The organism is Aquicoccus sp. SU-CL01552, assembly GCF_040365005.1.
In the GTDB taxonomy this organism is placed as follows: domain Bacteria; phylum Pseudomonadota; class Alphaproteobacteria; order Rhodobacterales; family Rhodobacteraceae; genus Antarcticimicrobium.
On the sequence record NZ_BAABWV010000009.1, the window covers coordinates 146,219 to 158,385 of the forward strand.

At 67.5% G+C, this 12,167-nt stretch carries 10 protein-coding genes; 2 read left to right on the forward strand and 8 right to left on the reverse strand.

Annotated elements, in window-relative coordinates; translation table 11 throughout:
- Positions 1-54: 54 nt before the first annotated feature.
- Together ABWV23_RS12140 and ABWV23_RS12145 are read right to left on the reverse strand one after the other, a co-directional pair.
- Positions 55-1,863 carry an ABCB family ABC transporter ATP-binding protein/permease gene (locus tag ABWV23_RS12140; protein WP_353348047.1) on the reverse strand — a complete coding sequence of 603 codons (1,809 nt, stop codon included), beginning with the start codon at positions 1,861-1,863 and terminating at the stop codon, positions 55-57.
- A gap of 98 nt (positions 1,864-1,961) precedes the next feature.
- Positions 1,962-3,530, reverse strand: coding sequence for a LysM peptidoglycan-binding domain-containing protein (locus ABWV23_RS12145; RefSeq protein WP_353348049.1), 1,569 nt, complete (start codon positions 3,528-3,530; stop codon positions 1,962-1,964).
- 121 nt (positions 3,531-3,651) lie between these two features.
- Here ABWV23_RS12145 and ABWV23_RS12150 point away from each other — a divergent pair, with 121 nt between their 5' ends.
- Positions 3,652-4,203 (forward strand): LOG family protein, encoded by a 552-nt coding sequence (locus ABWV23_RS12150; protein WP_353348107.1) that lies wholly within the window; start codon positions 3,652-3,654, stop codon positions 4,201-4,203.
- On the opposite strand, the gene rarD is transcribed toward ABWV23_RS12150, so the two are convergent.
- Together rarD and ABWV23_RS12160 are read right to left on the reverse strand one after the other, a co-directional pair.
- Entirely contained in the window at positions 4,110-5,060 is a 951-nt protein-coding gene (rarD, locus tag ABWV23_RS12155) for an EamA family transporter RarD (protein WP_353348051.1), read from the reverse strand. The genes ABWV23_RS12150 and rarD overlap by 94 nt on opposite strands.
- 145 nt (positions 5,061-5,205) lie before the next feature.
- A complete protein-coding gene (locus ABWV23_RS12160) occupies positions 5,206-5,808 on the reverse strand; it encodes a superoxide dismutase (RefSeq protein ID WP_353348053.1) in 603 nt (200 codons plus the stop codon).
- A gap of 123 nt (positions 5,809-5,931) precedes the next feature.
- Between ABWV23_RS12160 and ABWV23_RS12165 the strand changes: the two genes are divergently transcribed.
- A complete protein-coding gene (locus ABWV23_RS12165; protein WP_353348055.1) occupies positions 5,932-6,696 on the forward strand; it encodes an FkbM family methyltransferase in 765 nt (254 codons plus the stop codon).
- Between the two features lie 3 nt (positions 6,697-6,699).
- Here ABWV23_RS12165 and ABWV23_RS12170 read toward each other — a convergent pair whose 3' ends face one another.
- From ABWV23_RS12170 to ABWV23_RS12185, 4 genes are all read right to left on the reverse strand, one after another.
- The gene (locus ABWV23_RS12170; RefSeq protein WP_353348057.1) at positions 6,700-7,278 is read right to left on the reverse strand and encodes a sarcosine oxidase subunit gamma; all 579 of its coding nucleotides are present in this window, start codon (positions 7,276-7,278) and stop codon (positions 6,700-6,702) included.
- A complete protein-coding gene (locus tag ABWV23_RS12175; RefSeq protein ID WP_353348059.1) occupies positions 7,271-10,282 on the reverse strand; it encodes a sarcosine oxidase subunit alpha family protein in 3,012 nt (1,003 codons plus the stop codon). The genes ABWV23_RS12170 and ABWV23_RS12175 overlap by 8 nt, the downstream gene beginning before the upstream one ends.
- Positions 10,283-10,343: 61 nt before the next feature.
- Positions 10,344-10,673, reverse strand: a complete 330-nt coding sequence (locus ABWV23_RS12180) for a sarcosine oxidase subunit delta (protein WP_353348061.1) — start codon at positions 10,671-10,673, stop codon at positions 10,344-10,346.
- Positions 10,674-10,782: 109 nt separating this feature from the next.
- On the reverse strand, positions 10,783-12,027 hold the full coding sequence (locus tag ABWV23_RS12185) for a sarcosine oxidase subunit beta family protein (RefSeq protein WP_353348063.1): 1,245 nt from the start codon (positions 12,025-12,027) through the stop codon (positions 10,783-10,785).
- Positions 12,028-12,167: the final 140 nt, after the last annotated feature.

Consider the following 12,167-nt stretch of genomic DNA (forward strand, 5'->3'; position numbering starts at 1 on the left):
CCGCGCGCCCGGGTCGGCGCGCGGGACAGGCCGGTCACCGGGTGACCCGCCGGGTCAGGCGGCGTCGGAGTTGGTCTGCTGGCGCTGCCACAGGGTGGCATAGCGGCCCTGCCGGGCCAGCAGGTCGTCGTGGGCGCCCTGTTCGACGATCTCGCCATTGTCCAGCACCACGATGCGGTCGGCCTCGGCGATGGTCGAGAGGCGGTGGGCGATGGTGATCACCGTGCGCCCCTCGCCGGCTCGGGCGAGCGCGCCCTTGATCTCCTGCTCGGTCTGAGTGTCGAGGGCGCTGGTGGCCTCGTCCAGCAGCAGGATCGGCGGGTTCTTGAGCAGCGTGCGGGCGATGCCGACGCGCTGTTTCTCGCCGCCCGACAGCTTGAGCCCCCGTTCGCCAACCTTGGTCTCGTACCCGTCCGGCAGGGTGGTGATGAAGTCGTGGATCTGGGCGTCGCGGGCGGCCTGCTCGATCTCGTCCTGGGTGGCGCCGTCGCGGCCATAGGCGATGTTGTAGCGGATGGTATCGTTGAACAGCACGGTGTCCTGCGGCACCACGCCGATGGCGTCATGCAGGCTGGTCTGGGTCACGTCACGCACATCCTGCCCGTCGATCTTCAGCGCGCCGCCGGTGACGTCGTAGAACCGGAACAACAGCCGCCCGATGGTCGATTTGCCCGAGCCGGTGGCTCCGACGATGGCGACGGTCTGGCCCGCCGGCACCTCGAGGCTGACGCCCTTGAGGATCTCGCGGTTAGGGTCATAGCCGAAACGAACGTCGTCCAGCTCGATCCGGCCGCCCTCGACCTTGAGCGGCTGCGCGCCGGGCTTGTCCGAGACCTCTTGCGGCTGTTCCAGCAGGTCGAACATCTCGCCCATGTCGACCAGCGACTGGCGGATCTCGCGGTAGACGGTGCCAAGGAAGTTCAGCGGAATGGTGATCTGGATCATGTAGGCGTTGACCATGACGAAATCGCCCACCGTGAGCGTGCCGTTCTGCACCCCGAGCGCGGCCAGCACCATCACCCCGATCAGCCCCAGCGTGATCAGGAAGGATTGGCCGAAGTTCAGGAAGGCCAGCGAATAGGCGGTCTTGAGCGCGGCGCGTTCATATCCGCGCATGGCCCCGTCATAACGGGCGGCCTCGCGTTCCTCGGCGCCGAAATACTTGACCGTCTCATAGTTCAGCAGGCTGTCGATCGCCTTTTGATTGGCGTCGGTGTCGGAGTCGTTCATCTCGCGACGCAGTTGCACCCGCCACTCGGTGACCTTGAAGGTGAACCAGACATAAAGCCCGATCGTCACCGCCACGATCAGCAGGTACCAGGCGTCGAACAGCACGGTCAGGATGATGGCGACCAGTGACAATTCGAGGATCAGCGGCCCCACGCTGAACAGCATGAAGCGCAGCAGGAACTCGACCCCCTTGACCCCGCGTTCGATGATGCGGGACAGGCCGCCGGTCTTGCGCGAGATGTGATAGCGCATCGACAGCCGGTGGATGTGCTGGAAGGTCTCCAGCGCCAGCCGCCGCAGCGCCCGCTGCGCCACCGGGGCAAAGAAGGCATCGCGCAACTGCTGCAGCCCGACCGTCATCATCCGCGCCATGCCATAGGCCACGGTCAGCCCGACCGCACCAAGGGCCAGCATCGGCACCCCTTCCTTGGCCAGCGCATCGACAGCGCCCTTGTAGAGCACCGGCGTATAGACGGCGATCAGCTTGGACAGCACCAGCATCGCCATGGCGAACACCACCCGGCGTTTCACCCAGGGCTGCTCGGCCGGCCAGAGATACGGGGCCACCTTACGGATGGTGCGCCAGCCCGAGCGGCGCTCGGCCTCGGCGACGGGATCTGCGGGATGGGTCATCGGCACTCCTTCGTTGCGCCCGACATAGGACGCGGCACCGGAAATGACCAGAGGATCGCGGCGCGACAGAAGGCGACGGGACGGCCGCGCGGGCCGTCCTATTCAGGGATGGCGAAGACCTGGCCGGGATAGATCAGGTCGGGATCGCGGATGCGGTCGCGGTTGGCCTCGAACACCCGAACGTAGAGCACCCCCTCGCCGTAACGGGCGCGCGAGATCGCCCAGAGCGTATCGCCCTTCTGCACTGTCACCGCACGCACCAACGGGGCCGCGCCGGGATCGCCGTCGCCCGTGGCCGGGGCGCGCAGGGCTTCGGGTGCCTCGCGCTTGAAGGGCGTTTCCAGCCGACTGACCACCTGGCCCTCGGCGTCCACCTCGTCGAGCCGCAGGATATAGACCCCGGGCTCCACCCCGTCGAGCTGGCCTTTCCAGCGGCCATCCTCGCCAGCGGAAAGATCGGTCACCGCGCGGTTGTCGAGATAGACCCGCACCACCGACAGAACGCCGGCCCGCCCCGAGATCAGCACGTCGCCGGTTTCGGTGTAACCAATGGTATCGAGCGCGACCTCGTCCATCACCGCGGGTTCGGGCGCGGTGGCGGGCTGGATCAGTTCGACCCCGCCGGCGCCGGCGCGCAAGACGGCGACGGGTGCGACGGGCGCCGGGGCGGCCTCGGGCGCGAGTTCGGAGGCAACAGAGGTGGTGCCCTGCGCCGGCTCGGTCTCGGGCGTCGACGGCTGCGCCGGGGCAAGCGCGGTGTCCCCTGTCACCGGGGCCGGTTGCGGTGAAGCGGCGGTTTCGACCGTTTCGGCGGACGCGGATTGGGCGGGGGCGGTTTCGGCAGCGGCGGCGCTGTCGGGGCTGCCCTGCGCCACGGTCGTGTCCGCTGGCCCAGTGGCGGCTTGCACTGCCGTGGCCGTCAGCGCGGTCTGCGTCATTGGCTCGGGTGCCGTTGCCGAGCCTTCGGCCAAAGCCTGTTCCGGCTGCGGATCCGGGGCCGGCGTGGCCTCGGTCGGGGCGAGGATGATCTGGTCCTCGGACAGCACGCTTTGCCTGTCCAGCGCCGCGCGCAGCATCATCACCCGGGGGGCCGTGCTGGGCGGCAGGTTCAGAAAGCTGACGAATTCGCCGTTGCCGGCAACGGTGAAGCTGTCGAGCTCGGCTTCATCCAGCAGCACGGTCACGGTGCTGGCCGGGGCGGCGCGACCGGCGATCACGGCGGTCCCGTCGGGTTCCACACGCACCAGGTCGAAGCTCGGCGCGGCCAGCGGCGGCGCGGCGGGATCAGGCTGCGCGGTGGCGCTTGCGGTGCCCTCCGGCGTGGCCTGTTGCGGCGCAGTCCCGGCCGCATCGTCCTGCGGGATCGCTTCGCGGTCCTCGGCTGCGGCCTGGTCTGCGGGCTGCGGCTTGGTCTGCGGCGCGGACGGTGTCTCGGCGCTTTGCTCCGACGTGGCAGGCTCGGGGGACGCGGCCTCGGTTGCCGCCTCCTCTGCCGGGGCCGGCGTCGGTGTTTGGGCCGCGGGCGTCTCGACCACGGGGGTCGGCTGCGGCGCGGGGCCGAAGACCCCCGCGAGGTAGAGCGCCCCGGCGATGACGGCCACGGCGGCGCCCGCCAGCAAACCCCAAAGCCAGGCGCCGATTCCGCCACTTCCCGATGCAGATGCCATGTTTTTGTTCCCCCATCCGCGATCCCGCGGGGGTCGCGCAGTTGAGCCAGAGTATCAATCCGGCTATCAGGGGTCAAAACACGTAACTCACCCCCTTGACAAGAGCATGAGAGAGGCCCTGATGCCTGCAAAATCCGTATGTGTCTATTGTGGCTCACGCGCGGGCGCCCTGCCCGAGTATGCGGCAGCCGCGCAAGATCTGGGCCGGGCACTGGCCAATGAGGGCTGGCGGCTGGTCTATGGCGCCGGCGACGTCGGGCTGATGGGCGAGGTCGCCCGCGCAGCACAGGCAGAAGGCGGCGAAACCTTTGGCGTGATCCCGGCACACCTGGTCGCCTGGGAGGTCGGAAAGACCGACCTGACCCGCTACGTGGTGACCGAGACCATGCACGAACGCAAAAAGGTGATGTTCATGAACGCCGACGCGGTGGTGGTGCTGCCCGGTGGGGCGGGATCGTTGGACGAGCTGTTCGAGGCACTGACCTGGCGCCAGTTGGGGCTGCACGACAAGCCGCTGGTGATGCTGAACGTCCAGAGCTATTGGGATCCGCTGCGGGCGCTGGTCGACCACGTGGTCGATCAGGGCTTTGCCGATGCCTCGCTTGGCGGGTTCCTGACCTGGGCCGACACACCGGTGGCCGCCATGGCCACCCTGCGCGACGCCCTGTCCTGACGCAGGGCCGAGACCGAGAACAGCGCCAGCGCCGCCCAGATCAACCCGAAGGCGATCCGGTGCCACAGGGTGAAGGCCTCGCCGAAGATCACCACGGCGCAGATGAATTGCAGCGTCGGGTTCAGGTATTGCAGCAGCCCGACCGTGGCCATCGGCACCCGCCGCGCCGCCGCGCTGAAAAGCAACAGCGGCGTTGCGGTAAGCGGGCCGGAGAGGATCAGCAGCGCGCTGTCCCACCCGTCATGCCCGAAGGCGCCCTGCCCGCTGCCGTGCCGGATCGCCAGCATGGTCAGGCCGATCGGCAGGAAGAACAGGATCTCGATGGTGACCGAGACCATCGGCCCCACCGGCAGCTGTTTCTTGACCGCGCCGTAAAGGCCGAAGGTCACGGCCAGGAGCAACGAGATCCAGGGCGCCACCCCCAGCCCCCAGGTCAGCACCCCGACCGCCAGTGCCGCCAGGCCGACGGACAACCATTGCGCCGGCGCCAGATGCTCGCCAAAGCCGAAGCGGCCGATCAGCACCGCCACCAGCGGAAAGATGTAATAGCCCAGCGAGGCCTCGGTGGTGTGGCCGATCTGGATCGACATGATGTAGAAGAACCAGTTGGTCGAGATCATCGCCGAGGCCAGCGCGAAAAGCCCCACCCGGCGCCAGCCGGTCAGCGCGCGACGCATTTCGCCCAGACGACCGCGCAGCGCGAGGATGGTGGTGAACAGCGCGAAGGACCACAGGGTGCGATGTGCCAGTACCTCGAGCGGCGGGATATGGGCGAGCATCTTGTAATAAAGCGGCGACAGGCCCCAGATCACGCAGGCGCCGATCATCGCCATCATGCCCTTTCGCGTCTCGGTCATGTCGCCTGCCCTCCTGTGCGCCGCCGCTCGTGTCATCGGCGCGGCGCCCGGTCTGGGGTATGGGTATTTCAGATCAGAGGAAGAGAAAAGAAAAACGCCCGGCCAAACGGCCGGGCGCGGGTCTCTCATCGTGCCAGGGGCGGCCTTACTTCAGGCGCGAGGCAACGTTTTCCCAGTTGACCAGGTTGTCGAGGAAGTTGGTCAGATAGGCCGGACGCTTGTTGCGGAAGTCGATGTAATAGGAGTGTTCCCACACATCGCAGCCCAGCAGCGCGGTCTGGTCGAAGCACAGCGGGTTGACGCCGTTCTCGGTCTTGGTCACGGCGAGCGAGCCGTCGGCGTTCTGCACCAGCCAAGCCCAGCCCGAGCCGAACTGACCGGCACCGGCGGCGGCGAACTGCGACTTGAACTCGTCGACCGAGCCGAAAGATTCGACCAGCGCTTTTTCCAGCTCGCCCGGCATGGCGATGCCGCCCGGGCCCATCATTTCCCAGAACTGGGCGTGGTTCCAGTGCTGCGACGCGTTGTTGAAGATGCCGTTCTGGGCGACCGCGCCGGCCTGGTAGGTGCCCTTGACGATCTCTTCCAGCGACTTGCCTTCCCACTCGGTGCCAGCGATCAGCTTGTTGCCGTTGTCGACATAGGCCTTGTGGTGCAGGTCGTGGTGATATTCCAGCGTTTCCGCCGACATGCCCTTGGATGCCAGCGCGTCATGTGCATAAGGAAGATCGGGTAATTCAAAAGCCATCTCGGGCCCCCTGCTGATTAAGTTGCGTTTCCCCGGTTTACATGCGGCCCAGCCGCGGCGGGGTCAAGGGCCAAGGCGGAAAACCGGCCCCCGACAGGGGCCCGACAAAGGGGGCACGCCGCCATGCTGACACGGTTGCGAAAGGCGATTTACCGGGTACGCGGTTTCTATGAGGGACAGCTGGGCGGGGTGCCGTTCCGCCTTGATCCCTATCACAGCAAGTTCTGGCGTCGCGTCGGGGCCGGCCGATGGGAGCCGGAGACCTATGCCGTGCTCGACGCGCATCTGGCGGCGGATGCGGATTACCTCGACATCGGGGCATGGATCGGGCCGACCGTCCTGTATGCGGCGAAAAAGGCGCGCCATGTCTGGGCGTTCGAGCCCGACGCCACCGCCTTCCGGCACCTGGCCTGGAACATCGAGCTGAACGGGTTGCGCAATATCAGCGCGCTGCCGGTGGCGCTGTCGACGCGCACCGGGGTGGCGCGGATGGCCAGTTTCGGCGGCGAGGCCGGCGACAGCATGACCAGCCTGCTGAATGCCGAGGCCGCCGACGGCAGCGACGTGGTGACGCTGGATTGGGACAGCTTTGCGGCGGATGCGGACCTGTCGCGGGTCTCGCTGGTCAAGATCGACGTGGAGGGGGCGGAGTTCGGCCTGCTCGCTGCCCTGCGGCCCTGGCTGGAGGCGCAGCGCCCGGCGCTGTACCTGTCCACCCACGCGCCCTACCTCGCCGAGGCCAAGCGCGCGGCGCAGATGGCGGCGCTGGCGGAAACGCTGTCGTTCTACGCCACCTGCCACGACGAGACCGGCGCGGTGGTCACGGCCGAAGCGTTGACCGCGCCCGATGCGCTGACGCGGTTCCGCACATTCCTGTTCACCGGGTGAGGGTCAGTAGACCCCGACCTCCGATCCCGGCTGCGCCGCAACCTTGAGCAGGTCGAAGGCATAGCGCGCCACCGAGCGGAAGCAGATGACGCGCAAGCTCTGGTCGTCCTCCATCCAGATCGCGGCGGGCACCTGCGCCATGCGGGTGCGGCGCACCATGCCCGGCCCGAAAGCCCCCGGCGCAAGGTCGACCGGGCAGAGCTTGGCCAGGACCTCGCGCGCGGCGGGGCCGGAGATGGTGAGCATCGCGCGGGCGTCCGAGACATCGACGGCCAGCGCATGCGCGGTGCCCAGAGCGGTGGTCACCTTGTCGAGCGTGGCATCGACCTCGGCATAGGGGCACAGCAGCATGATCTCATCCGGCGACATCCAGAGCGCGGTGCCGGTCTTGCCCCGTGCCACGCCGCGTTGCCCCGGGACCTTGGCCCCGGTGGCGGCGGTGACGGCGGATTTGACCGGTTTCGAGGCCAGGTCGCCGCGCAGGGTGATCATGCCCTGAAGCCCGGCCTCCTCGATGCGGGCCAAGCCGTCGTGGCGGGCGCCGTTCAGCGCGCTGACGGCTGCGTTGATGGGCTCAGACATTCTGCTTCTCCCCGTCCTTGTCGTAAAAGACCGGATCGACGATCTTGGCCTTGTGGATCTTGCCGTCGGTGCCGGGGAACTCCAGCACCTCGCCCATGCGGTCTGGCCCGTGCAGCACCAACCCCATGGCGATGCCACGCCCCAGCGTCGGCGAATGATAGGTCGAGGTGACCCTACCTTGCGTGTTGCGCTGGCCATTGGCATTCACCCCCTCGGCCACCGCATAGGCGCCATCGGGCAGCACGCTGCCATCCTCGGTTTCCAGCCCGACCAGCTTCCAGCGGGTCGGATCGGTCATGTGGCTGCGCGCCTGCGCCCGCTTGCCGAGGTAATCCTCTTTCTTCTTCGAGATCGCCCAGTTCAGCCCCAGGTCCTGCGGGATCACCGTGCCGTCGGTCTCGTCGCCGATCATGATGAAGCCCTTTTCGGCGCGCATGATGTGCAGCGCCTCGGTGCCATAGGGCATCACGCCGAATGCCGCGCCCGCCTGAACGATCTTGTCCCAGAGCGCGCGGCCCTGACCGGCCTTTACGGCGATTTCATAGGACAGCTCGCCCGAGAAGGAGATGCGGTAGATGCGCACCGGGATGCCAGCCAGCCTGCCCTCGGCCCAGGCCATGAACGGCAGCGCTTCTTTCGAGACATCCATGCCGCCGAGGCTTTCCAGCAGCGCGCGGGCCTTGGGACCGACCACGGCGATCTGGGCGAACTGCTCGGTCACGTTGGCGGTGTAAACCTGCCAGTCCCACCATTCGGTCTGCAGCCATTCCTCCATGTGGGCATGGATATGCTCGGCGCCGCCGGTGGTGGTGTGGCACAGGAAGGTGTCCTCGTCGATCCGGGCGACGACACCGTCGTCGATCAGAAAGCCGTTCTCGCTGCACATCAGCCCATAGCGGCATTTGCCCGGTTTCAGCGTGCTCATCATGTTGGTGTAGAGCATGTCAAGGAAGCGGCCCGCGTCCGGCCCCTTGACGATGATCTTGCCCAGCGTGGAAGCGTCCAGTATTCCAACGGCTTGCCGGGTGTTGTTCACCTCGCGCATCACCGCGTCATGGGGGGTCTCACCGGACTGCGGATAGGCATAGGGGCGGCGCCAGTGGCCGACCGGCTCCCACTCGGCGCCGTGGGCTTCGTGCCAGTCGTGGATCGGCGTGCGGCGCAGCGGCTGGAACACCTCGCCGCGCGCCTCGCCGGCGATGGCCCCGAAGGAGATCGGCGTGTAGGGCGGGCGGAAGGTGGTGGTCCCGACCGAGGGAATTTCTGCACCCAACGCATCAGAAAGGGTCGCAAGACCATTGATGTTGCTGAGTTTTCCCTGGTCTGTCGCCATGCCCAGCGTGGTGTAGCGCTTGGTGTGTTCGACGCTCTCGTAACCTTCGCGCGCGGCCAGTTGCACGTCGGAGACCTTCACGTCGTTCTGGTAATCAAGCCAGGCTTTCATCCGCAGCTCCACCTTGGCGGCGCGCGGCATCATCCAGACCGGGACAAGCGGCGCCTCGTCGGTGGCGTCACCCTGCGGGGCCTTGGTTCGCTTCGGCTTGAAACCGGCTGATTTCGCAGCGGATTTCCCGACCGCGTCCGCGTCGGTGAGGGTGGCGGCAAGCGCCAGCTCGCCATTGGCGGCACCGGCGGCGGCGACAAAGGGTTCCCCGTCGGCGCCGGTGGGCGCGCGGGTGGTGTCGGGGCGGAACATCGCCTGCGTCTCGTCCCAGGTGAGCTTGCCGCCGCAATGGGACCACAGGTGCACCACGGGCGACCAGCCGCCGGACATGGCGACCGCGTCGCAGGCGACCTCTTCCAGTGCGGCGCCCTGCCCCTCCTGCGCGCAGATCCCGACCTTGGTCACCCGCTTGCCGCCCGAGACCTTGGCCACGGCGCGGCCGCAGTCGATGCGGATGCCGGCCGCCCGGGCCTCTTCCATCAGCGCGCCACCGCCGGCGTTGCGGGCATCGAGCACCCGCAGCACCTCGACCCCGGCGCGTTTCAGCGCGATGGCGGTGCGATAGGCGTCGTCGTTGTTGGTGACCACGATCACCCGCTGGCCCGGCGTGACGCCGTAGTTGACCACGTAGTCGCGCATCGCCGAGGCCAGCATCACGCCCGGAACGTCATTGCCGGCGAAGCTCAGCGGGCGCTCGATGGCGCCGGTGGCGGTGATCACCTGGGCGGCGCGGATCCGCCACAGCCGGTGGCGCGGGCCGTCCGTTTCAGGCGCGTGATCGCCCAGCCGCTCGTATCCCAGCACATAGCCGTGGTCATAGACCCCCGACCCCATGCAGCGATTGCGCAGGGTGACGTTGGGCATGGCTTGCAGTGTCGCCAGCGTGGCGGCGATCCAGTCTTCCGGCGCCTGCCCGTCGATCTCGCCGCCGTCCACCGGGGTGCGGCCGCCCCAATGGGCGGTCTGTTCGATCAGCAGCACCTTGGCGCCGCTCTCTGCCGCCGATTTCGCGGCGGCCAGCCCGGCCACGCCGCCACCGATCACCACCACGTCGGCGAAGAAATAGAAATGCTCGTAACTGTCGGCGTCGCGCTCTTTCGGGGCCTTGCCGAGACCCGCCGACTGCCGGATGAACGGTTCGTAGATGTGTTTCCAGAACGGCCGGGGGTGGATGAAGGTCTTGTAATAAAACCCGGCCGGAAGGAAGCGGGCAAAGGCGCTGTTCACCGCGCCCACGTCGAAATCGAGGCTGGGCCAGTGGTTCTGGCTCTGCGCGCTCAGCCCGTCGAACAGCTCGGTGGTGGTGGCGCGCTGGTTCGGCTCGAACGCCGCCCCCTGCCCGAGACCGACCAGCGCGTTGGGTTCCTCGCCGCCGCTGGCGACGATGCCGCGCGGGCGGTGATACTTGAACGAGCGGCCGACCAGCATCTGGTCGTTGGCCAGAAGCGCCGAGGCGAGCGTGTCGCCGGCAAAGCCCCGCAGGCTCTTGCCGTTGAAGCTGAAGGTGACGGGGCGGGCACGGTCGATCAGACGGCCCTGATTGGCGAGGCGAGTGCTCATGCGGGGACCCTTTCGCAGCGGGCAGCAAGCGCGATGTGAGTATTTTTAAAGAGAAGAAGGCTCATTCGAACTCTCTCCATTTCCAGCCGGGGCGTTTGGCGGTGATCGCGTCACGGATTTCTTGCGGCGGTTCGGTGGTCTGGGCGGGATAGGTGCCGAAGACCTCGAGAGTCATGGTGCAGCGGGCGGCGTGGAACCACTTGCCGCAGCCGTTGGCATGGCGCCAGCGTTCGAAATGCACGCCCTTGGGGTTCTCGCGCGCGAAGAGGTAATCGCGGAACTCGTCGTCCGTGGCGCCGGGGCCGAAGCGTTTCAGATGCGCCTCGCCGCCCGGGGACAGCTCGGTTTCCTCGGCGTCGACGCCGCAATAGGGGCAGTGAAGGATCAGCATCGGGTCATCCTTTCGGCAAGTGGCGTCCGGGGGTCGCGCCCGGCCTGAAGGGAAGCGGCGGGTCGGGTGCAGCGCAGGCCACCGGCCCGCGCGGGGTCACGTGCGGCCATCAATGCGCCACCCCCGCGGCGACGCTTTCGTCGATGAAACGTCCCTCGGTGAAGCGGTCGAGCGAGAACTCCTCGGCCAGCGGCGACTGCCCCTTGGCCATCAGTTCGGCCATGGCCCAGCCGGAGCCGGGGATCGCCTTGAACCCGCCGGTGCCCCAGCCGCAGTTGATGAAGACCCCCTCGACCGGGGTCTGCGAGATGATCGGCGAGCGGTCGCCGGTCATGTCGACGATGCCGCCCCATTGGCGCAGCATCTTGAGGCGGGAGATCATCGGAAAGGTCTCGATCAGCGCGCGCACGGTTTCCTCGACATGGTGGAAGCTGCCGCGCTGGGTGTAGTTGTTGAAGCTGTCGGTGCCGCCACCGATCACCATCTCGCCCTTGTCGGACTGGCTCATGTAGCCGTGCACCGTGTTGGCCATCACCACCACGTCCATGCAGGGCTTGATCGGCTCGGAGACCAGCGCCTGCAGCGCCACGCTTTCGATCGGCAGGCGGAAGCCGGCCATATCGGCCAGTGCACCGGAATGGCCCGCCACCACGATACCCAGCTTGTCGCAGTCGATCGCGCCCTTGGTGGTGTCGACGCCGGTGACCTTGCCGCCGTCGCGACGCACGCCGGTAACCTCGCATTGCTGGATGATGTCCATGCCCATGGCCGAACAGGCCCGGGCATAGCCCCAGGCCACCGCGTCGTGGCGCGCGGTGCCGCCGCGCGCCTGCCACAGCCCGCCCAGCACCGGATAGCGCGGCCCATCTAGGTTGATGATCGGCACCAGTTCCTTGACCCGCGCCGGACCGATCCATTCGGTCGCCACCCCTTGCAGCGCATTGGCATGCGCGGTGCGCTGGTAGCCGCGCACCTCATGCTCGGTCTGGGCCAGCATGATCACCCCGCGCGGCGAGAACATGACGTTGTAGTTCAGATCCTGGCTCAGCCCCTCATAGAGCGAGCGGGCCTTTTCGAAGATCGCGGACGAGGAGTCCTGCAGGTAGTTGGAGCGGATGATGGTGGTGTTGCGGCCGGTGTTGCCGCCGCCGAGCCAGCCCTTTTCCAGCACCGCGACATTGGTGATGCCGAAGTTCTTGCCGAGGTAATAGGCGGTGGCGAGCCCGTGGCCGCCGGCGCCGACGATCACCACGTCATAGCGCCGTTTCGGCGTGGCCGCGCGCCAGGCGCGACCCCATCCCGTGTGATCGCTCAAAGCCTCGCGGGCGACGGCAAAGGCGGAGTATCGTTTCATGGGCGAATCCGATCGGTTTGTCTGCGGCCTTCTATGCCCCCTAGCCGCTGTCGGGCCGCGACGCAAATCGCCGTTTGATATAACAGTTGCGACATGTCGGCCCCTTGCGGCAGTTTGCCCTTTTTTCGTGCGTCCGTGCC

Coding starts and splice junctions, on each gene's coding strand:
- ABWV23_RS12140 (WP_353348047.1), bottom strand. CDS start 1,863: ATGACCCATCCCGCAGATCCCGTCGCCGAGGCCGAGCGCCGCTCGGGC.
- ABWV23_RS12145 (WP_353348049.1), bottom strand. CDS start 3,530: ATGGCATCTGCATCGGGAAGTGGCGGAATCGGCGCCTGGCTTTGGGGT.
- ABWV23_RS12150 (WP_353348107.1), top strand. CDS start 3,652: ATGCCTGCAAAATCCGTATGTGTCTATTGTGGCTCACGCGCGGGCGCC.
- rarD (WP_353348051.1), bottom strand. CDS start 5,060: ATGACCGAGACGCGAAAGGGCATGATGGCGATGATCGGCGCCTGCGTG.
- ABWV23_RS12160 (WP_353348053.1), bottom strand. CDS start 5,808: ATGGCTTTTGAATTACCCGATCTTCCTTATGCACATGACGCGCTGGCA.
- ABWV23_RS12165 (WP_353348055.1), top strand. CDS start 5,932: ATGCTGACACGGTTGCGAAAGGCGATTTACCGGGTACGCGGTTTCTAT.
- ABWV23_RS12170 (WP_353348057.1), bottom strand. CDS start 7,278: ATGTCTGAGCCCATCAACGCAGCCGTCAGCGCGCTGAACGGCGCCCGC.
- ABWV23_RS12175 (WP_353348059.1), bottom strand. CDS start 10,282: ATGAGCACTCGCCTCGCCAATCAGGGCCGTCTGATCGACCGTGCCCGC.
- ABWV23_RS12180 (WP_353348061.1), bottom strand. CDS start 10,673: ATGCTGATCCTTCACTGCCCCTATTGCGGCGTCGACGCCGAGGAAACC.
- ABWV23_RS12185 (WP_353348063.1), bottom strand. CDS start 12,027: ATGAAACGATACTCCGCCTTTGCCGTCGCCCGCGAGGCTTTGAGCGAT.